This is a genomic window from Enterobacter sp. (assembly GCF_977039595.1).
In genome coordinates, this window is the sequence record NZ_CDRQYH010000013.1 from 1 (window position 1) to 26,617 (window position 26,617).

Sequence of the window (26,617 nt, forward strand, 5' to 3'; positions counted from 1 at the left end):
GGCCGATGAAGTGTTTATGTCCGGTACCGCGGCTGAAATCACCCCGGTGCGCAGCGTAGACGGTATTCAGGTGGGAGAAGGCCGCTGTGGCCCGGTCACCAAACGCATTCAGCAAGCGTTCTTTGGCCTCTTCACCGGCGAAACAGAAGATAAATACGGCTGGTTGGATCAGGTTAATCACTAAGCATAAATTTGGGACGGCACGCACCGTCCCATTACATAGTCAGACGGGAGTCAATAAAGCATGCCTAAGTATCGTTCAGCCACCACCACCCACGGCCGCAACATGGCGGGTGCCCGCGCGCTGTGGCGCGCCACTGGAATGACCGACGCCGATTTCGGTAAGCCGATTATCGCCGTGGTGAACTCCTTCACCCAGTTCGTACCGGGCCACGTGCACCTGCGCGATCTGGGTAAACTGGTAGCCGAGCAAATCGAAGCCTCCGGCGGCGTGGCGAAAGAGTTCAACACCATTGCGGTCGATGACGGTATCGCGATGGGTCACGGGGGCATGCTCTATTCACTGCCGTCGCGCGAGCTGATCGCCGACTCCGTAGAGTATATGGTTAACGCCCACTGCGCCGATGCCATGGTCTGTATCTCCAACTGCGACAAAATCACCCCGGGGATGCTGATGGCTTCCCTGCGTCTGAATATTCCGGTGATCTTCGTCTCCGGTGGCCCAATGGAAGCGGGGAAAACCAAGCTCTCCGACAAAATCATCAAGCTCGACCTGGTCGATGCGATGATCCAGGGCGCGGACCCGAAAGTCTCTGACGAGCAGAGCGATCAGGTGGAACGCTCCGCGTGTCCGACCTGCGGCTCCTGTTCCGGTATGTTCACGGCGAACTCCATGAACTGCCTGACCGAAGCGCTGGGTCTGTCTCAGCCGGGCAACGGCTCGCTGCTGGCGACCCACGCCGACCGTAAGCAGCTGTTCCTCAACGCCGGTAAACGTATCGTTGAGCTGACCAAGCGCTACTACGAGCAGGATGACGCCAGCGCGCTGCCGCGCAGCATTGCCAGTAAAGCCGCGTTCGAAAACGCCATGACGCTGGATATCGCCATGGGAGGTTCCACCAACACCGTTCTGCACCTGCTGGCCGCCGCGCAGGAAGCCGAAATCGACTTCACCATGAGCGATATCGACAAGCTGTCCCGCAAAGTGCCGCAGCTGTGTAAAGTCGCACCAAGTACCCAGAAGTACCATATGGAAGACGTGCACCGTGCCGGTGGTGTAATCGGTATTTTGGGCGAGCTGGATCGCGCCGGGCTGCTGAACCGTGACGTGAAAAACGTGCTCGGGCTGACGCTGCCGGAATCGCTGGACCAGTTCGACGTGATGCTGACCAAAGACGACGCGGTGAAAAAAATGTTCCGCGCCGGTCCTGCCGGTATTCGTACCACGCAGGCCTTCTCCCAGGATTGCCGCTGGGACACGCTGGACGATGACCGCGCCGAAGGCTGCATCCGCTCGCTGGAACACGCCTACAGCAAAGACGGCGGTCTGGCCGTGCTGTACGGAAACTTTGCGGAAAACGGCTGCATCGTGAAAACCGCAGGCGTGGACGACAGCATCCTGAAATTCACCGGTCCGGCGAAGGTGTACGAAAGCCAGGATGAAGCGGTAGACGCCATCCTTGGCGGTAAAGTGGTTGAAGGCGACGTGGTTGTCATTCGCTACGAAGGGCCGAAAGGCGGTCCGGGCATGCAGGAGATGCTCTACCCAACCACTTTCCTGAAATCGATGGGCCTCGGTAAAGCCTGCGCGCTGATCACCGACGGGCGTTTCTCCGGCGGCACTTCCGGCCTCTCTATCGGCCACGTTTCCCCGGAAGCGGCAAGCGGCGGCAACATTGCCATCATCGAAGACGGCGATCTGATCGAAATCGACATTCCGAATCGCGGCATTCAGCTCAAGCTGAGCGACCAGGAGATCGCAGCCCGTCGTGAAGCGCAGGAAGCGCGCGGCGACAAAGCCTGGACGCCGAAAGATCGCCAGCGCGAAGTCTCCTTTGCCCTGCGCGCCTACGCGAGCCTTGCCACCAGTGCAGATAAAGGCGCGGTGCGCGATAAATCGAAACTCGGGGGCTAACGATGGCCGAGTCACAACCCTTATCCGCCGCCCCTGAGGGGGCGGAATATCTCAGGGCGGTGCTGCGCGCACCGGTCTATGAAGCCGTGCAGGTCACGCCCCTGCAGAAAATGGAAAAACTCTCTTCGCGCCTCGACAACGTCATTCTGGTGAAGCGCGAAGACCGCCAGCCGGTGCACAGCTTCAAGCTGCGCGGTGCCTACGCGATGATGGCCGGACTGACCGATGAGCAAAAGGCGCGCGGCGTGATTACCGCGTCGGCGGGCAACCACGCGCAGGGCGTGGCGTTCTCGTCTGCTCGTCTGGGACTGAAAGCGCTGATCGTGATGCCGGTTGCTACCGCAGACATCAAAGTCGACGCGGTGCGCGGTTTCGGCGGTGAAGTATTACTCCACGGTGCTAACTTTGACGAAGCAAAAGCCAAAGCGATTGAGCTGGCGCAGCAGCAGGGTTTCACCTGGGTGCCGCCGTTCGACCACCCGATGGTGATTGCCGGGCAGGGCACGCTGGCGCTGGAGCTGCTGCAGCAGGATGCCCATCTCGACCGCGTCTTTGTTCCGGTGGGCGGCGGTGGCTTAGCCGCAGGCGTGGCGGTGCTGATCAAACAGCTGATGCCGCAGATCAAAGTCATTGCCGTGGAAGCGGAAGATTCTGCCTGCCTGAAAGCGGCGCTGGATGCCGGGCATCCGGTAGACCTGCCGCGCGTCGGGCTGTTTGCCGAGGGCGTGGCGGTGAAGCGTATTGGCGACGAAACCTTCCGCCTGTGCCGGGAATATCTCGACGATATCGTCACGGTGGATAGCGATGCGATCTGCGCGGCGATGAAGGATCTCTTCGAAGACGTTCGTGCGGTGGCGGAACCGTCCGGCGCTCTGGCGCTGGCGGGCATGAAAAAATACATCGCGCAGCACAACATTCGCGGCGAGCGTCTGGCGCACGTGCTTTCTGGTGCCAACGTGAACTTCCACGGTCTGCGCTACGTGTCCGAGCGCTGCGAGCTGGGCGAACAGCGGGAAGCGCTGCTGGCGGTGACGATTCCGGAAGAGAAGGGCAGCTTCCTGAAATTTTGTCAGCTGCTGGGCGGCCGTTCGGTGACGGAGTTTAACTACCGTTTTGCCGATGCCAAAGACGCCTGCATTTTTGTCGGCGTGCGTCTGAGCCGTGGCGTGGAGGAGCGTAAAGAGATCCTTAACCTGCTGCATGAAGGCGGCTATAGCGTAGTCGATCTCTCCGACGATGAGATGGCGAAGCTGCACGTGCGCTACATGGTCGGCGGGCGTCCATCGAAGCCGCTCAGGGAACGTCTGTTCAGCTTTGAGTTCCCGGAATCGCCTGGCGCGCTGCTCAAGTTCCTGCACACGCTGGGCACGCACTGGAACATCTCCCTTTTCCACTACCGCAGCCACGGCACCGACTATGGCCGCGTGCTGGCGGCGTTTGAACTGGGCGAGCACGAGCCGGATTTCGAAACGCGGCTGAACGAGCTGGGCTATGAGTGTCACGATGAAACCCATAACCCGGCGTTCAGGTTCTTCCTGGCAGGTTAGTGGTTTGGCAATATCGTCCAGAACGCATCAATAAGCGGCTCATGCAGCCGCTTTTTTTGTGCGCACACGCCAAGTTCAAACGGCGTTTTCTCATCGCTGCGCTCCAGAATCATCACGCGATTGCGCACCGGTTCCGGGCTATTTTCCAGCACCACCTCCGGCAGCAGCGCCACGCCGCAGCCGAGCGCCACCATCGACACCATCGCCTCATGGCCGCTGACCGTGGCGTAAATCGACGGGTTGCTGATTTTCTGGCGGCGGAACCACAGCTCAATACGACGGCGCACCGGCCCCTGATCGGCCATGATAAACGGTACCGTGGACCAGTCCGGTTTTTCCACCGACACCTGGTTACGCACCGGGCAGGGCAGCGCCGGGGCAATGAGTACCACCGCCAGATTCTCCAGCATGGAGAATGCCACCGCGCCCGGCAGGGTTTCAGGTTTCCCAGCAATGGCGAGATCCGCTTCGCCCGTCACCACTTTTTCCATTGCGTCGGAGGCATCGCCGGTGGTGAGCTTAATTTCAACCGACGGATGCGCCGCGCGGAAGCGGTCAAGGATGGGCGGCAGATGGCTGTAAGCGGCGGTCACGGAGCAAAAAATATGCAGCTCGCCGGAAAGTGACGGCCCCTGCTGGTCAATCGAGTGCCGCAGCTGCTGGTACTGCAGCAGCGTCTGCTGGGCAAAAATGCGTAACTCTTCGCCCGCTTCCGTGAGGGTGACGGTGCGGTTGTCACGCACGAACAGCGGCTGGCCGAGGTCTTCCTCAAGGCGCTGGATCTGGCGTGAAAGCGTGGAGGGGCTAACGTGCATCGCCCGGGCGCTGCGGCCAAAATGACGGCTTTCCGTCAGGTGCAGGAACATTTTCAGATCGCGTAAATCCACCGATTCCACTCCCTCTATTTACATTGCAAAAATTGCAACGTGACGTTGTGAATATATCAATTTCCGCAATAAATTTCCTGTTGTAATGTGGGTACATTCTCGCTGAAACGCGAACCGAACAATAAGACACACAACATCACGAGGTATCACCCATGGCTAACTACTTTAATACACTGAACTTGCGCCAGCAGCTGGCGCAGCTGGGCAAATGTCGCTTCATGGCGCGCGACGAATTTGCCGATGGCGCGAGCTACCTTCAGGGTAAAAAAGTGGTCATCGTCGGCTGTGGCGCACAGGGTCTGAACCAGGGCCTGAACATGCGTGACTCCGGTCTGGATATCTCCTACGCCCTGCGCAAAGAAGCGATTGCCGAGAAGCGTGCTTCCTGGCGCAAAGCGACCGAAAACGGCTTCAAAGTGGGTACCTACGAAGAGCTGATCCCGCAGGCGGATCTGGTAGTTAACCTGACCCCGGACAAGCAGCACTCAGACGTTGTGCGTTCCGTACAGCCGCTGATGAAAGACGGCGCGGCGCTGGGTTACTCCCACGGCTTCAACATCGTTGAAGTAGGCGAGCAGATCCGTAAAGACATCACCGTGGTGATGGTTGCACCGAAGTGCCCGGGTACCGAAGTTCGTGAAGAGTACAAGCGTGGCTTCGGCGTGCCGACCCTGATCGCGGTTCACCCGGAAAACGATCCGAAAGGCGAAGGCATGGCGATTGCCAAAGCATGGGCAGCGGCGACCGGCGGTCACCGTGCGGGCGTGCTGGAATCGTCCTTCGTTGCCGAAGTGAAATCTGACCTGATGGGCGAGCAGACCATTCTGTGCGGCATGCTGCAGGCCGGTTCTCTGCTGTGCTTCGATAAGCTGGTGGAAGAGGGTACCGACCCGGCATATGCGGAAAAACTGATTCAGTTCGGCTGGGAAACCATCACCGAAGCGCTGAAGCAGGGCGGTATTACGCTGATGATGGACCGTCTGTCCAACCCGGCAAAACTGCGTGCTTACGCGCTGTCTGAACAGCTGAAAACCATCATGGCACCGCTGTTCCAGAAACACATGGACGACATTATCTCCGGCGAATTCTCTTCCGGCATGATGGCGGACTGGGCGAACGACGATAAGAAACTGCTGACCTGGCGTGAAGAGACCGGTAAAACCGCGTTCGAAACCGCGCCACAGTACGAAGGTAAAATCGGCGAGCAGGAGTACTTCGATAAAGGCGTGCTGATGATCGCGATGGTGAAAGCAGGCGTTGAGCTGGCGTTCGAAACCATGGTGGATTCCGGCATCATCGAAGAATCAGCGTACTACGAATCACTGCACGAGCTGCCGCTGATTGCGAACACCATCGCCCGTAAGCGTCTGTACGAAATGAACGTGGTTATCTCTGATACCGCAGAATATGGTAACTACCTGTTCTCTTACGCCTGCGTGCCGCTGCTGAAAGAGTTTATGACTACTCTGCAGACTGGCGATCTGGGTAAAGCGATTGCAGAAGGTGCCGTGGATAACGCGCAGCTGCGCGATGTGAACGAAGCCATTCGCAGCCACCAGATCGAGAAAGTGGGTCACAAACTGCGTGGCTACATGACCGATATGAAGCGCATCGCGGTAGCGGGTTAACAACAGGGGCGGGCTGATGCCCTCACCCCGCCCCTCTCCCACAGGGAGAGGGTGCAAACATTAAAGGCCTTCTCTAAGAGAAGGCCTTGCTGTTTATTTCCGGTACAGCACTTTAATGATGTGATAACCAAACTGGGTATGCAGCGGGCCGGTTGGCTCCAGCACCGGGCAGGAGAACACCACTTTATCGAACGCCGGAACCATCTGACCCTGGCGGAACTCACCCAGATCGCCGCCGCGTTTGCCTGACGGGCAGATGGAGTGCTTCTTCGCCAGCTTGCCGAAGTCGGCACCGTTTTTAATCTGCTCCAGAAGATCTAAAGCCAGTTTCTCTTCTTTAACGAGAATGTGCACTGCTGCTGCTGTTTTTGCCATGATCGTGCCTTGAATAGGTTGAAATAAATCGGGGCGCAATATACCACGCGTCAGCGGCGATAAAGCACCTTAATGATATGGTAGCCAAATTTGGTTTTTACCGGGCCGTAGGGCTTCAGAAGCGGGCAGCTAAAGACCGCCTGATCGAACGGGCCGACCATCGCACCTTGTTGAAACTCGCCGAGATCCCCACCATTGCGCCCGGAAGGGCATTTAGAGTAGCGCTTCGCCAGATGATCAAAGCTGATGCCGCGCTCCAGCTTGGCCAGGATCTCCTGGGCCAGTTTCTCTTCTTTTACCAGAATATGCAGGGCTGCTGCGGTCTTTTTCATGGTTCTGCTCTACGGGTTAAACACGATTTCTCCACTTTATCATTAGCCGGTAAATCTGCGCCCGGCTTTCTGCTACAATCCACACCCCGTTCGAAGATTGAGCAACACTCCCATGCGTTTAAACCCTGGACAACAACAAGCGGTCGAATTCGTTACTGGACCATGCCTGGTGCTGGCAGGGGCCGGTTCGGGTAAAACCCGTGTGATCACCAACAAGATCGCCCATCTGATCCGCAACTGCGGGTATCAGGCGCGACACATTGCGGCGGTCACCTTTACCAATAAAGCGGCGCGTGAGATGAAAGAGCGCGTCGGTCAGACGCTTGGCCGTAAAGAAGCGCGCGGCCTGATGATCTCCACCTTCCACACGCTGGGGCTGGATATCATCAAACGCGAGTATGCGGCGCTGGGAATGAAGTCCAACTTCTCCCTCTTCGATGACACTGACCAGGTGGCGTTGCTCAAAGAGCTCACCGAGGGGCTGATCGAAGATGACAAAGTGCTGTTGCAGCAGCTGATCTCGACGATCTCGAACTGGAAAAACGATCTGATGACCCCGGCCCAGGCCGCGGCGATCGCCAAAGGCGAACGGGATCGGATCTTCGCCCACTGCTACGGTCTGTACGATGCGCATATGAAAGCGTGCAACGTGCTGGACTTTGACGACCTGATCCTGCTGCCCACGCTGCTGCTGCAGCGCAATGAAGAGGTGCGCGAGCGCTGGCAGAATAAAATCCGCTACCTGCTGGTGGATGAATATCAGGACACTAACACCAGTCAGTACGAGCTGGTTAAGCTGCTGGTGGGGAATCGGGCGCGTTTCACCGTGGTAGGCGACGACGATCAGTCAATTTACTCCTGGCGCGGCGCGCGTCCGCAAAACCTGGTGCTGCTGAGCAAAGATTTCCCGGCGCTGCAGGTGATTAAGCTCGAGCAGAACTACCGCTCCTCCGGGCGTATCCTGAAGGCAGCAAACATCCTGATTGCCAATAACCCGCACGTATTTGAGAAGCGTCTCTTCTCTGAACTGGGCTATGGAACGGAGCTGAAAGTGCTCAGCGCCAACAATGAGGATCATGAAGCGGAGCGCGTCACGGGCGAGCTCATCGCTCACCACTTCGTCAACAAAACAGAATATAAGGATTACGCGATCCTCTATCGCGGTAACCACCAGTCGCGCGTCTTTGAAAAGATGCTGATGCAGAACCGCATTCCGTACAAAATCTCGGGCGGTACGTCGTTCTTCTCACGGCCAGAGATCAAAGACCTGCTGGCTTATCTGCGCGTGCTCACTAACCCGGATGACGACAGCGCGTTTCTGCGTATTGTGAATACGCCAAAACGCGAGATAGGCCCGGCGACGCTGCAAAAGCTCGGCGAGTGGGCGATGACCCGCAACAAAAGTATGTTTACTGCCAGCTTTGACATGGGGCTGAGCCAGACGTTAACCGGGCGTGGCTATGACTCGTTAACCCGCTTCACCCACTGGCTCGGCGAGGTACAGCGTCTCGCGGAGCGCGAGCCGGTGGCGGCAGTGCGCGATCTCATTCACGGCATCGACTATGAGTCCTGGCTGTATGAAACCTCAGCCAGCCCGAAGGCGGCTGAGATGCGCATGAAGAACGTTAACCAGCTTTTCAGCTGGATGACCGAAATGCTGGAGGGCTCTGAAATCGACGAGCCTATGACCCTGACGCAGGTCGTCACCCGCTTTACCCTGCGCGACATGATGGAGCGCGGCGAGAGCGAAGAAGAGGCCGATCAGGTTCAGCTCATGACGCTGCATGCGTCAAAAGGGCTGGAGTTCCCGTATGTCTATCTGGTTGGTATGGAAGAGGGATTGTTGCCGCACCAGAGCAGCATTGATGAAGATAACGTCGATGAGGAGCGCCGCCTGGCCTACGTGGGGATCACCCGCGCGCAGAAAGAGCTAACGTTCACGCTGTGTAAAGAGCGCCGCCAGTATGGCGAACTCGTCCGCCCGGAGCCGAGTCGTTTCCTGCTGGAGCTGCCGCAGGATGACCTGATTTGGGAACAGGAGCGCAAAGTGATTACCGCGGAAGAGCGGATGCACAAGGGGCAGGCTAACGTGGCGAACATTCGCGCCATGCTGGCAAAAGCCAAAGAGAAAGGATAATCATGAGTAGCCGGGTAAGGCGAAGCCGCTACCCGGCAATGTTCAGCGTATTACTTTACTTCCAGCACCCAGTGCACATAGCTCTGCCACTGGCACTCCTGCTCAATCATCTCGGCCCCTAACGGGTGACGATCAATCCAGTTCTCCGGCAGCGTCAGCGAAAGCTTCTCGTCATCGGCCACAAGATTAATGGCTGGCAGCAAATCATCGCGGCGGCGGCTGGCAAACAGGATCGCCAGACGAAGCAGGCGGCACAGATGCTCGGCCACGCGCGGCGGTACGGCGTTTTGCTGATGCAAAGAGGAGAGATCGACGGCGTTGGTCTGGTTCAGCAGCAGCGTTGCCAGCAATTTTTTCTGCGCGGGCGTATAGCCCGGTAAATCCAGGTTTCGAACCAGATACGCTGCATGAGCCGGTGCCTGCTTAAAATCAATGCTCAGCCCCACTTCATGTAGCGCACAGGCGCTCAGCAGTAAATCCCGGCTCAGATGATCAAGATCCCAGACGTTAGCGACCTGATCGGCGAAGCGTGACGCCAGCTGCGATACGCGTCCTGCCTGATCGATATCAACCAGAAAACGACGCTGCACGTTGCGCAGGGTACGGCTGCGGATATCCTGATCGACCGATAGATGCAGCATCCCGTAGACCAGGCCTTCACGCAGCGCACCGCCGGCCAGGGTCATACACTGGATGTTCAGCTCGGTGAAAATAGCGATAAGAATGGCCAGCCCGCTCGGGAAGACCAGCGCGCGTTCGAGCGTCAGGCCTTCAATTTCCAGCTCTTCCAGGCGTCCGCACTGAATGGCGCGCTGTTTCAACTGCTGAAGCTTAGCAAGCGTAATCCGCTCGTCCATTCCCTGCGCCATCATGATTTCCTGCAGGGCCTGCACGGTCCCGGACGCACCCACGCAGACTTTCCAGCCGTGATAGCGCAGTTCATCCATGACCGGGCGTAATACCTCGCGCGCGGCGTTTTCCGCCTCGTCGAAGTTCTCTTTACCCAGATTACGATCGGTAAAGTAGCGCTCAAGCCAGGTCACGCAGCCCATCGAGAGGCTGAACAGCGACGTTGCCTGCGCGCCGGTGCCGGTCACAAGCTCGGTACTGGCACCGCCGATATCCACCACCAGGCGGCGATCGTCACCCCCCGTGGTGTGTGCAACTCCCTGATAAATCAGACGAGCTTCTTCTTCACCGCTGATAACCTGAAGCGGGCAACCGAGAATTTCCTGCGCTCTGGCAATAAAATCAACGGCGTTAACCGCCAGGCGGAGTGTCGCAGTGGCGACGACGGTGATTTGGGCATGAGGGATATCCTGCAGACGCTCGGCAAAGAGTCGCAGACACTGCCAGCCACGTTCCATGGCTTCAGGTGAGAGGTGGTTATCGCTGCTCAGGCCCGCCGCGAGGCGGACCTTGCGCTTGATGCGCGTCAGCGTTTGTATGCTTCCCGCCACCTCGCGCACAACCAGCATATGAAAACTATTCGAACCGAGATCAATTGCCGCATAAAGCGAGGTGGAGCTGAGCATATTTTCTTAACCTGAACGACGACGATTACGCGGTGCGCCGCCTGAACGACGCGGACCATTGCCGGAGCGTGGGCGGGTTAGACGCTTAGGCGGCGGCAGTTCGCTTAACAGCGCTTCCGGATTGTATTTGCTCTGCGGGATAGAGTGACCGATATAAGTCTCAATTGCTGGGAGATTCAGCGCATACTCTTCACATGCAAGGCTAATAGAGTGTCCGCTTGCGCCCGCGCGACCGGTACGACCGATACGGTGTACGTAGTCTTCGCAGTCGTCTGGCAGATCGTAGTTAAAGACATGCGTCACGGCTGGAATGTGTAAACCACGTGCCGCCACGTCGGTTGCGACCAGAATATCGAGATCGCCACGGGTGAACTCTTCCAAAATACGCAGGCGTTTTTTCTGTGCGACGTCGCCAGTCAACAGGCCAACACGGTGGCCGTCTGCAGCCAGATGGCCCCAGATGTCTTCACAGCGGTGTTTGGTGTTCGCAAAGATGATGGCGCGATCTGGCCACTCTTCTTCAATCAGCGTTTGCAGCAGACGCATTTTCTCTTCATTGGAAGGATAGAAGAGCTCTTCTTTAATGCGGTGACCCGTTTTCTGCTCAGGTTCCACTTCTACATATTCGGCGTTGTTCATCTGTTCGAACGCCAGTTCGCGTACGCGGTATGAGAGGGTTGCAGAGAACAGCATATTCAGACGCTGATTGGCCGGAGGCATACGGCGGAACAGCCAGCGAATGTCTTTAATGAAGCCGAGATCGTACATGCGGTCTGCTTCATCGAGCACCACAACCTGGATGGCACCGAGGTTAATGTGGTTCTGTTTGGCGTAATCGATAAGACGGCCGGTGGTACCGATCAGGATATCCACACCGCTTTCGAGCACTTTCAGCTGTTTATCGTAGCCGTCGCCGCCATAGGCCAGGCCAATCTTCAGGCCCGTAGCCTGCGCCAGGGGTTCAGCGTCTGCGTGGATCTGTACCGCCAGTTCTCGCGTCGGGGCCATAATTAGCGCGCGCGGCTGGTTAACTTTGCGGTCTGCAATCGCTGGGTGAGAAAGTAAATAATGAAACGTTGACGTTAAAAACGCCATCGTTTTGCCGGTACCGGTTTGCGCCTGCCCGGCAACATCGCGACCGGCCAGCGTCAGCGGCAGCGCGAGGGCCTGAATGGGCGTGCAGTTATGAAACCCTTTATTTTCAAGGGCTTCAATCACCTTCGGGTGCAGCGCGAAGTCGGAAAACTTCTGTTCTGTTAAATGTGTTTTGCTCATAGTGTGGTAGAATATCAGCTTACTATTGCTTTACGAAAGCGTATCCGGTGAAATAAAGTCAACCTTTAGTTGGTTAATGCGACATCAACACGTCGTTGGTGGAGACAAAACCAACGTACCAGGCTTATTCCTGTGGAGTTATATATGAGCGATAAAATTATTCACCTGACTGACGACAGTTTTGACACGGACGTACTTAAGGCTGACGGGCTGATCCTCGTCGATTTCTGGGCTGAATGGTGTGGTCCTTGCAAAATGATCGCCCCGATTCTGGATGAGATCGCCGACGAATATCAGGGCAAACTGACCGTTGCCAAGCTGAACATCGACCAAAACCCGGGCACCGCACCAAAATACGGTATCCGTGGAATCCCAACCCTTCTGCTGTTCAAAAACGGCGAAGTGGCAGCAACCAAAGTGGGTGCGCTGTCCAAAGGTCAACTGAAAGAGTTCCTGGACGCTAACCTGGCGTAAGGTTTCTCCGCTGTGCGTTCAGAGCTCCCGGCTAAATGATGTGGAACTCTGGACGCCCGGCTGAAGTCGTGCTAAGTTAGCTATGACTTCGTTTTAAACATATCTTGTTGTTTGAATCTTGTTTTACCCGATACTTCCCGTTGTTGACATGAACAGTGCGTGAAGTGGCTAAATTCCGGGCTTGTCGCTCAATCCGTCTTGTCGTTTCAGTTCTGCGTTCTTTCCCTGTGACCAGACAGCGAACAGACATGAGTTGATGGCCGCTAAACAGGCATGGATGACCCTGCCATACCATTCACAACATTAAGTTCGAGAATCACCCCGAGTTTAAGAACCCACACCATTATGAATCTTACCGAATTAAAGAATACGCCGGTTTCTGAGCTGATCACTCTCGGCGAAAATATGGGGCTGGAAAACCAGGCTCGTATGCGCAAGCAGGACATCATTTTCGCCATCCTGAAGCAGCACGCTAAGAGTGGCGAAGATATCTTTGGCGACGGTGTGCTGGAGATATTGCAAGACGGATTTGGTTTCCTCCGCTCTGCAGACAGCTCCTACCTCGCCGGCCCTGACGACATCTATGTATCCCCCAGCCAAATCCGCCGTTTCAACCTCCGCACTGGTGACACCATTTCAGGTAAGATTCGTCCTCCTAAAGAGGGTGAACGCTACTTTGCGCTGTTGAAAGTCAATGAAGTTAACTTCGACAAACCGGAAAACTCGCGTAATAAGATCCTCTTTGAGAACTTAACGCCGCTGCACGCGAACTCTCGCCTGCGTATGGAGCGTGGTAACGGTTCTACTGAAGACTTAACCGCGCGTGTACTGGATCTGGCATCACCAATTGGTCGTGGCCAGCGTGGTCTGATTGTGGCGCCGCCAAAAGCGGGTAAAACCATGCTGCTGCAGAACATCGCTCAGAGCATCGCCTATAACCACCCAGACTGCGTGCTGATGGTGCTGCTGATTGACGAACGTCCGGAAGAAGTGACCGAGATGCAGCGTCTGGTTAAAGGTGAAGTGGTTGCTTCTACCTTCGACGAACCGGCATCTCGCCACGTTCAGGTTGCGGAAATGGTTATCGAGAAGGCGAAACGCCTGGTTGAGCACAAGAAAGACGTGATCATCCTGCTCGACTCCATCACTCGTCTGGCGCGTGCCTACAACACCGTAGTGCCGGCGTCCGGTAAAGTCCTGACCGGTGGTGTGGATGCTAACGCCCTGCATCGCCCAAAACGTTTCTTCGGTGCAGCACGTAACGTGGAAGAGGGCGGCAGCCTGACCATCATTGCGACGGCGCTGATCGATACCGGTTCTAAAATGGACGAAGTGATTTACGAAGAATTTAAAGGTACAGGCAACATGGAACTGCATCTTTCTCGTAAAATCGCTGAAAAACGCGTCTTCCCGGCTATCGACTACAACCGTTCCGGTACTCGTAAAGAAGAGCTGCTCACCACCCAGGAAGAGCTGCAGAAAATGTGGATCCTGCGTAAAATCATCCATCCAATGGGTGAAATCGACGCAATGGAGTTCCTCATTAACAAACTGGCGATGACTAAAACCAACGACGATTTCTTTGACATGATGAAACGCTCGTAACGCAAATAAAGCCAGCAAACGCCACGTTTTTACGTGGCGTTTTTCTTTTATGGACTATACGCTAGTACCATCTACTCCCAATTTTGACCGGTCGGTGCGACAATAGGGCCGTTTCTGCAGCCAAAGAAATAATTGATTGAAAAATATACAGAGGGAGTTGTAAGAAGCCATCTTTATTACTTCTGAGGCTGTGGCTTCATGGTTATACTTCCGGGACTAACATTTGTTGAGAGCAATCCATTGTGAATCTATTCACCGCCGTTACTGAACTGATCAGTATTTTTTTATTCACAACCTGTTTTTTATTCATTGCGCGCAAGGTGGCAAAACGAATAGGGTTGGTGGATAAGCCTAATTTTCGTAAACGCCATCAGGGCCTTATTCCTTTAGTCGGCGGGATTTCTGTTTACGCAGGGATTTGCTTCACGTTTGGTATTGCTGACTATTATATCCCGCATGCCGCCCTCTATATTGCCTGCGCCGGTGTCCTGGTGTTAGTCGGGGCTCTTGATGACCGCTTCGATATCGCGGTGAAAATACGCGCCACCGTTCAGGCGGCCATTGGCGTGGTGATGATGGTTGTCGGCGGACTGTATCTGCGTAGCCTCGGCTATGTGTTTGGCCCGTGGGAGTTAGTTCTGGGTCCATTTGGCTTCTTCCTGACGCTCTTTGCCGTCTGGGCGGCAATCAATGCTTTCAACATGGTGGACGGCATTGACGGCCTGCTCGGTGGACTGTCATCCGTTTCTTTCGCCGCTATTGGCATTATCTTATGGTTTGATGGCCAGTACAGTCTGGCAATGTGGTGTTTTGCCATGATTGCCGCCATTCTGCCTTATATCCTCTTAAACCTCGGCGTGCTGGGCCGTCGCTATAAAGTCTTTATGGGGGACGCGGGCAGTACGCTGATTGGTTTTACGGTTATCTGGATCCTGCTTGAAACCACGCAGGGTCAAACCCACCCGATAAGTCCGGTAACAGCGCTGTGGATTATTGCCATTCCATTGATGGATATGGTGGCGATTATGTATCGCCGCCTGCGCAAAGGGATGAGTCCTTTCTCTCCAGACCGCCAACACATTCATCATCTCATCATGCGTGCGGGTTTTACTTCTCGTCAGGCGTTTGTGCTGATTACTCTGGCCGCTGCTATTTTGGCCGCAATTGGTGTAGCTGCAGAATATTCTCATATTATTCCTGAGTGGGTTATGTTGGCATTATTCTTGCTGGCATTTTTCCTGTACGGCTACTGCATTAAGCGCGCATGGAAAGTAGCGCGGTTCATAAAACGTATTAAACGCCGGATGCGTCGTAACAGTGGCAAAAACACAACATTAACTAAGTAAAACCGGGACTATGATGACTCAACCGTTGGCGGGAGCGAAATCAGTGGTAACTGAGAATGAACTGGATATTCGGGGTTTGTTTCGCGTGTTATGGGCAGGCAAACTTTGGATTGCGGGGATCGCGCTGGGTTTTGCACTGTTAGCGCTGGCCTATACGTTCTTTGCAAAACAAGAATGGAGCTCCACGGCAATCACGGACAAACCAACGGTTAACATGCTTGGGGGATACTATTCCCAGCAGCAATTCCTGCGAAACCTGGATATCAAAGCCAACCTCGCCACGCCAGATCAGGTCTCCGTTATGGATGAGGCTTATAAAGAGTTTGTGATGCAACTGGCTTCGTGGGATACGCGCCGCGACTTCTGGTCTCAGACGGATTATTACAAGCAGCGTCGGGTTGATAACACTAAAGCCGATGCCGCTCTGCTGGACGATCTGATTAACAATATTCAGTTTATGCCGGGCGACGCGCTGCGTAACGTGAACGACAGCGTCAAACTGATTGCAGAAACCGCGCCGGATGCTAACAACCTGTTGCGTCAGTATGTCGCGTTTGCCAGCCAGCGTGCCGCAAGCCATCTTAACGAAGAGCTTAAAGGCGCCTGGGCGGCTCGTACAATCCAGATGAAAGCACAGGTGAAACGTCAGGAAGAGGTGGCTAAAGCCATTTTCGCTCGTCGTGTTCATAATATTGAGCAGGCGCTGAAAATTGCGGAACAGCACAATATTTCCCGCACTGAGACGGACGTGCCGGCTGATGAGCTGCCTGATTCAGAGATGTTCCTCCTTGGCCGCCCCATGCTGCAGGCGCGCCTGGAAAACCTCCAGGCCGTCGGTCCTGATTTTGACCTCGATTACGATCAAAATCGCGCGATGCTCAACACGCTTAATGTAGGTCCTTCTCTGGACCCGCGTTTTCAGACCTATCGTTATTTGCGAACGCCTGAAGAACCTGTAAAACGCGATAGTCCGCGTCGTGCATTCCTGATGATTATGTGGGGGATTGTAGGCGCACTGACGGGCGCTGGCGTGGCGTTAACGCGTCGTCGCAAAAACTAAGAACGCCGTCACGATGAAGGCTGCGGCCTTCATCGCCTAATCGAAGAGAATCGATGTGAAAGTACTAACCGTATTTGGCACCAGGCCGGAGGCCATTAAGATGGCACCTCTGGTTCATGCGCTGGCCAGCGATCCGGATATTGAAGCAAAAGTCTGCGTCACGGCCCAGCACCGTGAGATGCTCGACCAGGTCTTAACGCTCTTTTCCATCGTCCCGGATTACGACCTCAATATTATGAAACCGGGGCAAGGTTTAACGGAGATAACCTGTCGCATTCTGCAAGAGCTTAAGCCGATCCTGGAGTCATTCAAGCCTGACGTGGTGCTGGTACACGGTGACACCACCACTACCGTGGCGACAAGCCTGGCCGCGTTTTACCAGCGAATTCCTGTGGGGCATGTTGAGGCGGGTTTGCGTACCGGCAATCTTTATTCGCCGTGGCCGGAGGAGGCCAACCGCACGTTAACGGGCCATCTGGCGATGTACCACTTTGCGCCGACGGAAAATTCTCGTCAGAACCTGCTGCGTGAAAATATCGCCGATAACAAAATCTTTGTGACCGGCAATACGGTCATTGATGCATTAATTTGGGTGCGTGACCGCGTTCTGGCAAATAGCGATCTTCAGAAAGATCTCGCTGCCCGCTATCCATTCCTGCACAACGGCAAAAAAACCATCCTGGTAACCGGCCACCGTCGCGAAAGCTTTGGCCGTGGTTTTGAGCAAATCTGCCACGCGCTGGCTGAAATCGCTGCGCAAAATGACGATGTGCAAATTGTCTATCCGGTCCATCTCAACCCTAACGTCAGCGAGCCGGTTAACCGCATTCTGGGCCATGTCGACAATGTTCTACTGATTGAACCGCAGGACTACATGCCGTTTGTCTGGCTGATGAACCACGCCTGGCTGATCCTCACCGATTCCGGCGGCATTCAGGAAGAAGCGCCCTCCCTCGGCAAGCCGGTACTGGTGATGCGTGAAACGACCGAACGTCCGGAAGCCGTCAAAGCCGGTACGGTGCGTCTGGTCGGCACCAACGCGCAGCTCATCGTCGAAGAGGTCTCGCGCCTGCTGCATGACGATGAAGCATATCAGGCGATGAGCCGGGCCCATAATCCGTATGGAGACGGGCAGGCTTGTGGCCGTATTTTGCATGCACTTAAACACAATCGGGTATCGCTATGAGTTTTACTACCATCTCTGTCATTGGTCTTGGCTACATTGGCTTGCCTACTGCGGCCGCGTTTGCCTCTCGTCAAAAACAGGTTGTCGGGGTGGATATTAACGCCCGCGCGGTAGAAACCATTAACCGTGGCGAAATTCATATTGTGGAGCCCGATCTGGATCGTGTGGTGAAAGAGGCGGTGGAAGGGGGCTTCCTGCATGCCAGCACGACGCCCATTGAAGCGGATGCCTATCTGATTGCCGTTCCAACGCCCTTTAAAGGCGACCACGAGCCCGACATGGCGTTCGTCGAGGCGGCGGCAAAATCTATCGCGCCTGTGCTGAAAAAAGGGGCGTTGGTAATCCTCGAGTCCACGTCTCCGGTGGGGGCGACTGAACAGATGTCGCAGTGGCTGGCAGAGGCCCGTCCAGACCTGAGCTTCCCACAGCAGGTTGGCGAGCAGGCGGATATCAACATCGCCTACTGCCCGGAGCGCGTACTCCCGGGCCAGGTCATGGTCGAACTGATTAAAAACGACCGCGTCATTGGCGGTATGACGCCAGTCTGTTCCGAACGTGCCAGCGCGCTGTATAAGATTTTCCTGGAAGGCGAGTGCGTGGTGACAAACTCCCGCACCGCCGAGATGTGCAAGCTGACGGAAAACAGCTTCCGTGACGTGAATATCGCCTTTGCGAACGAACTTTCACTCATCTGCGCCGATCAGGGAATTAACGTCTGGGAGCTGATTAGCCTGGCGAATCGCCATCCGCGTGTGAATATTCTCCAGCCAGGCCCGGGGGTGGGCGGACACTGTATTGCCGTCGACCCGTGGTTTATCGTGGCGCAGAATCCAGCGCAGGCGCGCCTGATTCGCACCGCGCGTGAAGTGAACGACAGCAAACCTCACTGGGTGCTCAATCAGGTCAAAACCACGGTAGCGGATTGTCTGGCAGAGAGCGGCAAGCGCGCCAGCGAGCTGAAAATTGCCTGTTTCGGTCTGGCATTCAAACCCAACATTGACGATCTGCGTGAAAGCCCGGCGATGGAAATTGCTGAGATGATTGCCGGATGGCACAAGGGTGAAACGCTGGTGGTTGAGCCGAATATCCATGAATTGCCGACAAAACTGGCGGGGCACTGCACGCTGACGGCGCTGGATGAAGCGCTCGCGACGGCGGACGTGCTGGTGCTGCTGGTGGATCACAAAGAGTTTAAAGCGACATCCGCTAATGCGGTGCGTCAGCAGTATGTAGTTGATACCAAAGGTGTCTGGCGTTGAGCAGCCTGAACGGGGTACTCGAGCCCCTGCAGTGGGAGAGTACCTTTTTCGGCCTGCCGTCGGCCATTGTGCGTCTGAGCAATGACGCGCCGGTACTGACTGAACCGGATTTTACCGCCTGGCAACGGGTGCAGGCGAAGATCCCTGCGGAGCGTGCCGATCTGCTTGATGCGCTCCAGCAACACGGCTTTCAGCTGGTTGAAGGCGAGGTCGATCTTTCCATTACCCTCACCCGGCACGATGCGTCAGGCGCGGAAATTGCAACGGATCAGGACATCCCCGTGCTGCGTCAGATGGCGACCCAGGCGTTTGCGCAGAGCCGCTTTCGTGCGCCCTGGTATGCACCTGACGATAGCGGGCGTTTCTATGCCCAGTGGGTAGAGAATGCGGTTAAAGGCACCTTTGACCACGTCTGCCTGGTTTTCCGTGCAGGAGACGGTCAAATCAAGGGGTTCGTCTCGCTGCGTAAGCTCAACGAGCACGAGGCGCGTATTGGCTTATTAGCCGGGCGCGGCATGGGTGAAAAACTCATGCAGGCGGCGCTGCACTGGTCGCAACAGCAACAGCTAGTGACGCTGCGGGTGGCGACCCAGGTGGGCAACACCGCGGCGCTTAAACGTTATATTGCGAGTGGTGCCAACATCGACGCCACCGCCTACTGGTTATACAGGTGACAAGATGATTCCATTTAACGCACCACCCGTTGTCGGAACTGAACTCGACTATATGCAGTCTGCTATGGGCAGCGGCAAACTCTGCGGTGACGGCGGTTTCACCCGGCGCTGTCAGCAGTGGATGGAACAGCGTTTTCGCAGCGCCAAAGTGCTGCTGACCCCGTCCTGTACGGCATCGCTGGAAATGGCGGCACTGTTGCTGGATATCCAGCCTGGTGATGAAGTGATTATGCCGAGCTATACCTTCGTTTCCACTGCGAACGCTTTTGTCCTGCGCGGGGCGAAAATTGTCTTTGTGGATATCCGCCCGGATACCATGAACATTGATGAGACGCTGATTGAAGCGGCGATCACTGACAAAACGCGCGCGATCGTGCCGGTTCACTACGCGGGCGTGGCCTGTGAAATGGACACCATCATGGCCATCGCCAAAAAACATAATCTGTTCGTGGTGGAAGATGCCGCGCAGGGCGTGATGTCCACCTACAAGGGACGCGCGCTGGGCACTATCGGCCACATTGGCTGCTTTAGCTTCCACGAAACCAAAAACTACACGGCGGGTGGAGAAGGTGGTGCGACGCTGATTAACGACCGGGCTCTCGTGGAGCGTGCAGAAGTGATCCGCGAAAAAGGCACTAACCGCAGCCAGTTCTTCCGGGGTCAGGTAGACAAATACACCTGGCGCGATATCGGCTCCAGCTATTTGATGGCGGATCTGCAGGCTGCGTACCTGTGGGCGCAGCTGGAAGCGGCGGAGCGTATCAACCTTCAGCGTCTTTCCCTGTGGCAAACCTATTACGATGCGCTTGAGCCTCTGGCAAAAGCCGGGCGTATTGAACTGCCAACCATCCCGGCAAATTGCGTCCACAACGCGCATATGTTCTACATCAAGCTGCGCGATAACGACGACCGCAGCGAGCTCATCGCCTGGCTGAAAGAGGCCGAAATTATGGCGGTGTTCCACTATATCCCGCTGCACTCCAGTCCGGCCGGAGAAGCGTTTGGCACGTTTGCGGGTGAAGACCGCTACACCACTAAAGAAAGTGAGCGTTTGCTTCGCCTGCCACTGTTCTACAATCTCGCGCCCGTTAACCAGCGTACGGTGATTAATACCCTTCTGAGTTATTTCGGCTGATATGTCTCTGGCAAAAGCATCGGTGTGGACCGCCGCGTCCACGCTTGTAAAAATTGGCGCCGGGCTGTTGGTCGTCAAGCTGCTGGCCGTTTCATTTGGCCCTTCTGGTGTGGGGCTGGCGGGTAATTTCCGTCAGCTTATCACCGTCCTTGGTGTGCTGGCCGGTGCCGGTATCTTCAACGGCGTGACCAAATACGTTGCGCAGTATCACGATGATGCGGCTCAGCTGCGCAGAGTGGTGGGCACCTCTTCGGCTATGGTCACGGGTTTTTCAACCCTGATGGCGATTGTCTTTCTGCTGGCGGCGGCACCCATCAGCCAGGGATTGTTCGGGCACACCCATTACCAGGGGCTGGTGCGTCTGGTCGCATTGGTTCAGATGGGGATTGCCTGGGCTAACCTGCTGCTGGCGCTGATGAAAGGGTTTCGTGATGCTGCCGGAAACGCGCTTGCGTTAATCCTGGGCAGCGTCATCGGCGTGATTGCCTATTACTTTTGCTATCGCCTGGGCGGCTATGAAGGCGCACTGCTGGGGCTTGCGCTGGTCCCGGCGCTGGTGGTTGTGCCTGCGGCATTTATGCTGATGCGCCGGGGCGTCATCCCTCTTAGCTACCTGAAACCGCAATGGGACAAGGTCCTTGCCAGCCAGCTGGGTAAATTTACCCTGATGGCGCTCATTACCTCCGTCACGCTGCCGGTGGCCTACGTGATGATGCGAAACCTGCTGGCAGCGCATTATAGCTGGGATGAGGTCGGGATCTGGCAGGGCGTAAGCAGTATTTCCGACGCCTATCTCCAGTTTATTACGGCTTCCTTTAGCGTTTACCTGCTGCCAACCTTATCGCGACTGACGTCCAGACAGGAAATAACGCGCGAGATTTTCCGATCGCTGCGTTTTGTGTTACCGGCCGTCGTGGCTGCCAGCTTTACCGTCTGGCTACTGCGCGATGTCGCCATCTGGCTGCTGTTCTCGGCGAAATTCATCGCCATGCGCGATCTCTTTGCCTGGCAGCTGGTGGGGGATGTGCTGAAAGTGGGTGCATACGTTTTCGGCTACCTGGTGATTGCAAAAGCGTCCCTGCGGCTGTATATCCTGGCGGAAATTAGCCAGTTTGCGTTACTGACAGCATTTTCGCACTGGCTGATACCCATGCACGGCGCGCTGGGGGCGGCTCAGGCCTACATGGCAACCTATATCGTTTATTTCGCTGCCTGTTGCGGCGTATTTTTATTGTGGCGTAAACGCGCATGACTGCACTGATTCACATCCTGGGATCGGACATCCCACACCATAACCAGACCGTTTTGCGGTTTTTCAACGACGAGCTGGCATCGGGTAATCCAGATGCGCGTGAGTTTATGGTTGCAGGTCAGGATAAGGGCCTGAGCGAGGCGTTTCCGGCGCTGACGATTCGCTTCTGGCCGGATAAGGCCACGCTGGCGAAGGCGGTTGTTGCCAAAGCGAAAGCCGACCGCGAGCAACGATTCTTCTTCCACGGACAGTTTAATACCGGCCTGTGGCTGGCGCTTCTCAGCGGGGGGATTATACCCTCCCAGTGCAGCTGGCATATCTGGGGAGCCGATCTCTACGAAGTCTCCCGAGGCTGGAAATTCCGTCTTTTCTATCCGTTGCGCCGCATGGCGCAGGGGCGCGTGGGCTGCGTTTTTGCTACCCGCGGCGATCTCAACTATTTTGCTAAACAGCACCCCAACGTGCGCGGCGAGCTGCTTTATTTCCCCACCCGCATGGATCCGGCGCTTAACGCCATGGCGAATGACACGGTGCGTGAAGGCAAACTAACGATCCTGGTGGGGAATTCCGGCGATCGTAGTAACGAACACGTCGCGGCGCTCAGGGCGGTGCATCAGCAGTTCGGCGACACGGTGAACGTGGTGGTGCCGATGGGCTATCCCGCCAATAACGACGCTTACATAGATGAGGTTCGCCGACAGGGGCTTGCGCTGTTTAGCGCAGAAAATCTGCACATTCTCAGCGATAAGCTGGAATTTGAGGAATATCTCGCGCTGCTGAGAAAATGCGATCTCGGCTATTTCATCTTTGCCCGACAGCAGGGGATAGGCACCCTATGTCTGCTGATTCAGGCGGGGGTACCGTGCGTGCTAAACCGCGAGAACCCGTTCTGGCAGGACATGGCCGAGCAGCATATTCCCGTGCTGTTTACCTCAGACACGCTGAACGTCGAGGTGGTACGGGAAGCCCAACGCCAGCTCACGCTGGTGGATAAAAATAGCATTGATTTTTTCAGCCCGAATTATCTCACGCCGTGGCACCGCGCGCTGCGTATCGCTTCAGGAGACAAAGTATGAGTCAGTTGCAATTCAGCGGCTTACTGATTGTCTGGCTTCTGAGCACCCTGTTTATCGCCACGCTTACCTGGTTTGAATTCCGCCGGGTGCGCTTCAACTTTAACGTGTTCTTCTCGTTACTGTTTCTGCTGACCTTCTTTTTCGGCTTCCCGCTAACCAGCATTCTGGTATTCCGTTTTGACGTGAGCGTCGCACCGCCGGAAATCCTGCTCCAGGCGCTTCTGGCGGCAACCTGCTTCTATGCCGTCTACTACGTCACCTATAAAACGCGTCTGCGTTCAGCGCAGACAGCTGCCCCGCGTCGGGCGCTCTTTACCATGAATAGGGTGGAGACCCACCTGACGTGGGTGATGCTGATGACCATCGCCCTGGTCAGCGTCGGCATCTTCTTCATGCATAACGGCTTCCTGCTGTTTAAGCTCCACTCCTACAGCCAGATTTTTTCGGCCGAGGTTTCGGGCGTGGCGCTTAAGCGTTTCTTCTACTTCTTCATCCCGGCGATGCTGGTGATCTTCTTCCTGCGCCAGGACAGCAAAGCGTGGCTGTTCTTCCTGGTTAGCACCGTCGCGTTTGGCATCCTGACCTACATGATCGTGGGCGGCACGCGCGCGAACATCATCATCGCCTTCGCGATCTTCCTGTTTATCGGCACCATCCGCGGCTGGATCTCATTGTGGATGCTGGTTGCGGCAGGCGCGTTTGGCATTGTGGGTATGTTCTGGCTGGCGCTAAAGCGCTATGGAATGAACGTGGCGGGAGATGAGGCGTTTTACACGTTCCTTTACCTGACGCGCGATACCTTCTCGCCGTGGGAAAACCTGGCATTGCTGCTGCAAAACTACGACAAGATTGATTTCCAGGGGCTGGCGCCGATTGTTCGCGACTTCTACGTCTTTATCCCTTCCTGGCTATGGCCGGACCGGCCTGGCGTGGTGCTTAACACGGCAAATTACTTTACCTGGGAAGTGCTGAACAACCATTCTGGTCTGGCAATCTCGCCAACGCTGATTGGTTCCCTGGTGGTGATGGGAGGAGCGTGGTTCATTCTCCCCGGGGCGGTTGCCGTGGGGCTGATTATCAAATGGTTCGACTGGCTTTACGTGCGTGGCAACGAAGAGACCAACCGCTATAAGGCCGCCATTTTGCACAGTTTCTGCTTTGGTGCCATTTTCAATATGATCGTTCTGGCGCGCGAAGGGCTGGACTCGTTCGTTTCGCGCGTGGTGTTCTTCATGGTTGTTTTCGGCCTCTGCCTGTTACTGGCCAAACTGCTGTACTGGCTGTTTGACAGCGCAGGGCTTGTGCACAGGCGCGAGCGGCAGGGCAGCACAACGCTGTCGCAAGTCTGAGTAAGGATAGTAATGACTGATAAAATTTCTGCACCGTGCTATGCGCTACGTGGCCTGCAGCTTATTGGCTGGCGCGACATGCAGCACGCGCTGGACTTTCTTTTCGCCGACGGCCAGATGAAATCCGGTACGCTGGTGGCGATCAACGCGGAAAAAATGCTGGCGGTTGAGGATAACGCGGAAGTCAAAAGCCTGATTGAAGCGGCGGAATTTAAATACGCGGACGGGATCAGCGTGGTCCGCTCTATCCGTAAAAAGTATCCTGACGCTAATGTATCTCGCGTGGCGGGGGCCGATCTCTGGGAGCAGCTTATGGCCCGCGCAGGTGAACAGGGCACGCCCGTGTTCCTGATTGGCGGGAAGCCGGAGATACTGGCCCAGACTGAGGAGAAACTGCGTCGTCAATGGAATGTTAATATTGTCGGCAGCCAGGATGGTTACTTCAAACCGGAAGATCGGCAGACGCTCTTTGAGCGCGTTCGTGACAGCGGGGCAAAGATTGTCACCGTGGCGATGGGCTCCCCGCGCCAGGAGATCCTGATGCGCGACTGCCGTCTGGTCTGTCCGGATGCCCTCTACATGGGCGTCGGCGGTACGTACGACGTCTTTACCGGCCACGTTAAGCGTGCGCCCAAGGTCTGGCAAAATCTGGGGCTGGAGTGGCTGTACCGTCTGCTATCGCAACCGACACGCATTAAACGACAGATCCGTCTGCTTCGCTACCTCGCCTGGCATTACACCGGGAAAATGTAATCAAAATGTAGCGCGATATGCTATTCGCGCTGCAACTCGCCTGCAAAACTGCTGATAATCTGTGCAATGCATTCATTTTTTTAATGCATCGTTTGCCATTTGGCAGATTTTAAGAAACCATTCGCTCCGTATTTTAGTACCCCTAAAAAACAATACCCGGTATTAAGCCGGGAAACAGCAAACACAATCGAGGATCTATGGCAGAGAAAAAACCGGAGCTACAGCGTGGGCTGGAAGCTCGTCATATTGAACTGATAGCGCTGGGCGGCACTATCGGCGTGGGCCTGTTTATGGGCTCTGCAAGCACGCTCAAATGGGCAGGCCCTTCCGTATTACTGGCGTACATTATTGCCGGGCTGTTTGTTTTCTTCATCATGCGTTCCATGGGCGAAATGCTTTTCCTGGAGCCGGTAACCGGTTCCTTCGCCGTTTACGCGCATCGTTATATGAGCCCGTTCTTCGGCTACCTGACGGCCTGGTCATACTGGTTTATGTGGATGGCGGTGGGCATCTCAGAGATCACCGCGATAGGGGTCTACATCCAGTTCTGGTTCCCAGACATGGTCCAGTGGATACCCGCGCTCATTGCCGTGGGGCTGGTGGCGCTGGCCAACCTGGCTGCCGTGCGCCTTTACGGTGAGATTGAGTTCTGGTTCGCAATGATCAAAGTCACCACGATTATCGTGATGATTGTCGTCGGCCTGGGCGTGATTTTCTTCGGCTTTGGCAACGGTGGACACGCTATCGGCTTTGGCAATCTGACCGAAAACGGCGGCTTCTTTGCCGGCGGCTGGAAGGGCTTCCTGACGGCGCTGTGTATCGTTGTGGCCTCGTATCAGGGCGTGGAGCTGATCGGTATTACCGCCGGTGAAGCGAAAAACCCGCAGGTCACGCTGCGTAGCGCGGTGGGCAAAGTGCTGTGGCGTATCCTGATTTTCTATGTGGGCGCGATCTTCGTTATCGTGACCATCTTCCCGTGGAACGAAATTGGCACGACGGGTAGCCCGTTTGTTTTAACCTTTGCCAAAATTGGCATCACGGCAGCGGCGGGTATCATCAACTTTGTGGTCCTGACGGCAGCGTTGTCAGGCTGTAACAGTGGGATGTACAGCTGTGGGCGTATGCTCTATGCGCTTTCGAAGAATAACCAGCTGCCTGCGGTGATGAGTAAAGTTTCACGTGCCGGCGTGCCGGTGGCGGGTGTGACGGTTTCCATTGCAATACTGCTGATTGGCTCTTGCCTGAATTACATTATTCCTAACCCGCAGCGCGTGTTCGTTTACGTCTACAGCGCCAGCGTGCTGCCGGGCATGGTGCCGTGGTTTGTTATCCTCATCAGCCAGCTGCGTTTCCGTCATGCGCATAAAAAAGCGATTGAAAGCCATCCGTTCCGCTCAATTCTGTTCCCGTATGCGAACTATTTGACGATGGCGTTCCTGATTTGCGTATTAATCGGGATGTACTTTAATGAAGATACCCGCATGTCGCTGTTTGTCGGGGTGATCTTCCTGGCGGCTGTGACGGCCGCATATAAGCTTTTTGGCCTGGGTCGCCGTGCCACCACGCAGAAAGTGGAGGAATAAGCGGCAAAATGTGCAAACCATAACCAAACGCGCATTTTTTTCAAAAAAGCACTA

22 protein-coding genes and 1 pseudogene are annotated in these 26,617 nt (G+C 55.7%); 18 read left to right on the top strand and 5 right to left on the bottom strand.

The features are described from left to right. The 3 genes and pseudogenes from ACWYRJ_RS06240 to ilvA all read left to right on the top strand — a co-directional run. A pseudogene (locus ACWYRJ_RS06240) lies at positions 1 to 184 on the top strand (branched chain amino acid aminotransferase); the annotation flags it as partial. A 60-nt stretch (positions 185 to 244) separates the two neighbouring features. Then, positions 245 to 2,095 carry a dihydroxy-acid dehydratase gene (gene ilvD, locus ACWYRJ_RS06245; protein WP_115877001.1) on the top strand — a complete coding sequence of 617 codons (1,851 nt, stop codon included), beginning with the start codon at positions 245 to 247 and terminating at the stop codon, positions 2,093 to 2,095. A 2-nt stretch (positions 2,096 to 2,097) separates the two neighbouring features. Further along, positions 2,098 to 3,642: a threonine ammonia-lyase, biosynthetic gene (ilvA, locus tag ACWYRJ_RS06250; protein ID WP_039267211.1), complete on the top strand. Its 1,545-nt coding sequence runs from the start codon at positions 2,098 to 2,100 to the stop codon at positions 3,640 to 3,642. Here the strand turns inward: ilvA and ilvY are convergent. Continuing rightward, positions 3,639 to 4,529 carry an HTH-type transcriptional activator IlvY gene (ilvY, locus tag ACWYRJ_RS06255; RefSeq protein ID WP_111963506.1) on the bottom strand — a complete coding sequence of 297 codons (891 nt, stop codon included), beginning with the start codon at positions 4,527 to 4,529 and terminating at the stop codon, positions 3,639 to 3,641. The genes ilvA and ilvY overlap by 4 nt on opposite strands. A 152-nt stretch (positions 4,530 to 4,681) precedes the next feature. On the opposite strand from ilvY, the gene ilvC reads away from it, so the two are divergent. Further along, positions 4,682 to 6,157: a ketol-acid reductoisomerase gene (gene ilvC, locus ACWYRJ_RS06260; protein WP_021242831.1), complete on the top strand. Its 1,476-nt coding sequence runs from the start codon at positions 4,682 to 4,684 to the stop codon at positions 6,155 to 6,157. Between the two features lie 93 nt (positions 6,158 to 6,250). Here the strand turns inward: ilvC and ppiC (ACWYRJ_RS06265) are convergent, their stop codons facing one another. Together ppiC (ACWYRJ_RS06265) and ppiC (ACWYRJ_RS06270) are read right to left on the bottom strand one after the other, a co-directional pair. Beyond that, complete coding sequence (ppiC, locus tag ACWYRJ_RS06265) at positions 6,251 to 6,532, bottom strand: peptidylprolyl isomerase PpiC (protein WP_023309650.1); 282 nt, start codon at positions 6,530 to 6,532, stop codon at positions 6,251 to 6,253. Between the two features lie 50 nt (positions 6,533 to 6,582). Continuing rightward, a complete protein-coding gene (gene ppiC, locus ACWYRJ_RS06270) occupies positions 6,583 to 6,864 on the bottom strand; it encodes a peptidylprolyl isomerase PpiC (RefSeq protein ID WP_004886860.1) in 282 nt (93 codons plus the stop codon). Positions 6,865 to 6,976: 112 nt separating this feature from the next. Between ppiC (ACWYRJ_RS06270) and rep the strand changes: the two genes are divergently transcribed. Further along, the gene (gene rep, locus ACWYRJ_RS06275) at positions 6,977 to 9,001 is read left to right on the top strand and encodes a DNA helicase Rep (protein WP_115877002.1); all 2,025 of its coding nucleotides are present in this window, start codon (positions 6,977 to 6,979) and stop codon (positions 8,999 to 9,001) included. Positions 9,002 to 9,051: 50 nt separating this feature from the next. On the opposite strand, the gene gppA is transcribed toward rep, so the two are convergent. Together gppA and rhlB are read right to left on the bottom strand one after the other, a co-directional pair. Next, positions 9,052 to 10,536 (bottom strand): guanosine-5'-triphosphate,3'-diphosphate diphosphatase, encoded by a 1,485-nt coding sequence (gppA, locus tag ACWYRJ_RS06280; protein WP_455507578.1) that lies wholly within the window; start codon positions 10,534 to 10,536, stop codon positions 9,052 to 9,054. Positions 10,537 to 10,542: 6 nt separating this feature from the next. After that, positions 10,543 to 11,811, bottom strand: coding sequence for an ATP-dependent RNA helicase RhlB (gene rhlB / locus ACWYRJ_RS06285; protein WP_111963512.1), 1,269 nt, complete (start codon positions 11,809 to 11,811; stop codon positions 10,543 to 10,545). A 144-nt stretch (positions 11,812 to 11,955) separates the two neighbouring features. Between rhlB and trxA the strand changes: the two genes are divergently transcribed. From trxA to thrP, 13 genes are all read left to right on the top strand, one after another. After that, positions 11,956 to 12,285 carry a thioredoxin TrxA gene (gene trxA, locus ACWYRJ_RS06290; RefSeq protein WP_006179218.1) on the top strand — a complete coding sequence of 110 codons (330 nt, stop codon included), beginning with the start codon at positions 11,956 to 11,958 and terminating at the stop codon, positions 12,283 to 12,285. 345 nt (positions 12,286 to 12,630) lie between these two features. Then, on the top strand, positions 12,631 to 13,890 hold the full coding sequence (gene rho / locus ACWYRJ_RS06295) for a transcription termination factor Rho (RefSeq protein ID WP_008501566.1): 1,260 nt from the start codon (positions 12,631 to 12,633) through the stop codon (positions 13,888 to 13,890). A gap of 242 nt (positions 13,891 to 14,132) precedes the next feature. After that, positions 14,133 to 15,236 carry a UDP-N-acetylglucosamine--undecaprenyl-phosphate N-acetylglucosaminephosphotransferase gene (wecA, locus tag ACWYRJ_RS06300; protein WP_111963514.1) on the top strand — a complete coding sequence of 368 codons (1,104 nt, stop codon included), beginning with the start codon at positions 14,133 to 14,135 and terminating at the stop codon, positions 15,234 to 15,236. Positions 15,237 to 15,249: 13 nt separating this feature from the next. Continuing rightward, entirely contained in the window at positions 15,250 to 16,296 is a 1,047-nt protein-coding gene (gene wzzE, locus ACWYRJ_RS06305) for an ECA polysaccharide chain length modulation protein (protein WP_111963515.1), read from the top strand. A 55-nt stretch (positions 16,297 to 16,351) separates the two neighbouring features. Beyond that, a complete protein-coding gene (wecB, locus tag ACWYRJ_RS06310; RefSeq protein ID WP_149367401.1) occupies positions 16,352 to 17,482 on the top strand; it encodes a non-hydrolyzing UDP-N-acetylglucosamine 2-epimerase in 1,131 nt (376 codons plus the stop codon). After that, positions 17,479 to 18,741, top strand: a complete 1,263-nt coding sequence (wecC, locus tag ACWYRJ_RS06315; protein WP_455507579.1) for a UDP-N-acetyl-D-mannosamine dehydrogenase — start codon at positions 17,479 to 17,481, stop codon at positions 18,739 to 18,741. The genes wecB and wecC overlap by 4 nt, the downstream gene beginning before the upstream one ends. Further along, positions 18,738 to 19,415: a dTDP-4-amino-4,6-dideoxy-D-galactose acyltransferase gene (gene rffC, locus ACWYRJ_RS06320; RefSeq protein WP_455507580.1), complete on the top strand. Its 678-nt coding sequence runs from the start codon at positions 18,738 to 18,740 to the stop codon at positions 19,413 to 19,415. The genes wecC and rffC overlap by 4 nt, the downstream gene beginning before the upstream one ends. 4 nt (positions 19,416 to 19,419) lie before the next feature. Further along, positions 19,420 to 20,550 carry a dTDP-4-amino-4,6-dideoxygalactose transaminase gene (rffA, locus tag ACWYRJ_RS06325; protein ID WP_149367404.1) on the top strand — a complete coding sequence of 377 codons (1,131 nt, stop codon included), beginning with the start codon at positions 19,420 to 19,422 and terminating at the stop codon, positions 20,548 to 20,550. Between the two features lies 1 nt (position 20,551). Further along, complete coding sequence (gene wzxE, locus ACWYRJ_RS06330) at positions 20,552 to 21,802, top strand: lipid III flippase WzxE (RefSeq protein ID WP_455507581.1); 1,251 nt, start codon at positions 20,552 to 20,554, stop codon at positions 21,800 to 21,802. Next, positions 21,799 to 22,878, top strand: a complete 1,080-nt coding sequence (locus ACWYRJ_RS06335) for a TDP-N-acetylfucosamine:lipid II N-acetylfucosaminyltransferase (RefSeq protein ID WP_455507582.1) — start codon at positions 21,799 to 21,801, stop codon at positions 22,876 to 22,878. Before wzxE ends, ACWYRJ_RS06335 begins: the two co-directional genes overlap by 4 nt. Further along, the gene (gene wzyE / locus ACWYRJ_RS06340; protein WP_455507583.1) at positions 22,875 to 24,227 is read left to right on the top strand and encodes an ECA oligosaccharide polymerase; all 1,353 of its coding nucleotides are present in this window, start codon (positions 22,875 to 22,877) and stop codon (positions 24,225 to 24,227) included. Before ACWYRJ_RS06335 ends, wzyE begins: the two co-directional genes overlap by 4 nt. A 12-nt stretch (positions 24,228 to 24,239) precedes the next feature. After that, positions 24,240 to 24,980, top strand: coding sequence for a lipopolysaccharide N-acetylmannosaminouronosyltransferase (gene wecG / locus ACWYRJ_RS06345; protein ID WP_455507584.1), 741 nt, complete (start codon positions 24,240 to 24,242; stop codon positions 24,978 to 24,980). A 197-nt stretch (positions 24,981 to 25,177) separates the two neighbouring features. After that, complete coding sequence (gene thrP, locus ACWYRJ_RS06350; protein ID WP_455507585.1) at positions 25,178 to 26,563, top strand: bifunctional threonine/serine APC transporter ThrP; 1,386 nt, start codon at positions 25,178 to 25,180, stop codon at positions 26,561 to 26,563. Positions 26,564 to 26,617: the final 54 nt, after the last annotated feature.

Bases quoted from the DNA above. Each gene is read 5' to 3' on its own strand.
- ppiC (WP_023309650.1), bottom strand. From the start codon at position 6,532: ATGGCAAAAACAGCAGCAGCAGTGCACATTCTCGTTAAAGAAGAGAAA.
- ilvA (WP_039267211.1), top strand. From the start codon at position 2,098: ATGGCCGAGTCACAACCCTTATCCGCCGCCCCTGAGGGGGCGGAATAT.
- ilvD (WP_115877001.1), top strand. From the start codon at position 245: ATGCCTAAGTATCGTTCAGCCACCACCACCCACGGCCGCAACATGGCG.
- wzzE (WP_111963515.1), top strand. From the start codon at position 15,250: ATGACTCAACCGTTGGCGGGAGCGAAATCAGTGGTAACTGAGAATGAA.
- thrP (WP_455507585.1), top strand. From the start codon at position 25,178: ATGGCAGAGAAAAAACCGGAGCTACAGCGTGGGCTGGAAGCTCGTCAT.
- rho (WP_008501566.1), top strand. From the start codon at position 12,631: ATGAATCTTACCGAATTAAAGAATACGCCGGTTTCTGAGCTGATCACT.
- wecG (WP_455507584.1), top strand. From the start codon at position 24,240: ATGACTGATAAAATTTCTGCACCGTGCTATGCGCTACGTGGCCTGCAG.
- rep (WP_115877002.1), top strand. From the start codon at position 6,977: ATGCGTTTAAACCCTGGACAACAACAAGCGGTCGAATTCGTTACTGGA.
- wecC (WP_455507579.1), top strand. From the start codon at position 17,479: ATGAGTTTTACTACCATCTCTGTCATTGGTCTTGGCTACATTGGCTTG.
- wzxE (WP_455507581.1), top strand. From the start codon at position 20,552: ATGTCTCTGGCAAAAGCATCGGTGTGGACCGCCGCGTCCACGCTTGTA.
- ACWYRJ_RS06335 (WP_455507582.1), top strand. From the start codon at position 21,799: ATGACTGCACTGATTCACATCCTGGGATCGGACATCCCACACCATAAC.
- gppA (WP_455507578.1), bottom strand. From the start codon at position 10,536: ATGCTCAGCTCCACCTCGCTTTATGCGGCAATTGATCTCGGTTCGAAT.
- ilvC (WP_021242831.1), top strand. From the start codon at position 4,682: ATGGCTAACTACTTTAATACACTGAACTTGCGCCAGCAGCTGGCGCAG.
- rhlB (WP_111963512.1), bottom strand. From the start codon at position 11,811: ATGAGCAAAACACATTTAACAGAACAGAAGTTTTCCGACTTCGCGCTG.
- ppiC (WP_004886860.1), bottom strand. From the start codon at position 6,864: ATGAAAAAGACCGCAGCAGCCCTGCATATTCTGGTAAAAGAAGAGAAA.
- rffA (WP_149367404.1), top strand. From the start codon at position 19,420: ATGATTCCATTTAACGCACCACCCGTTGTCGGAACTGAACTCGACTAT.
- wzyE (WP_455507583.1), top strand. From the start codon at position 22,875: ATGAGTCAGTTGCAATTCAGCGGCTTACTGATTGTCTGGCTTCTGAGC.
- trxA (WP_006179218.1), top strand. From the start codon at position 11,956: ATGAGCGATAAAATTATTCACCTGACTGACGACAGTTTTGACACGGAC.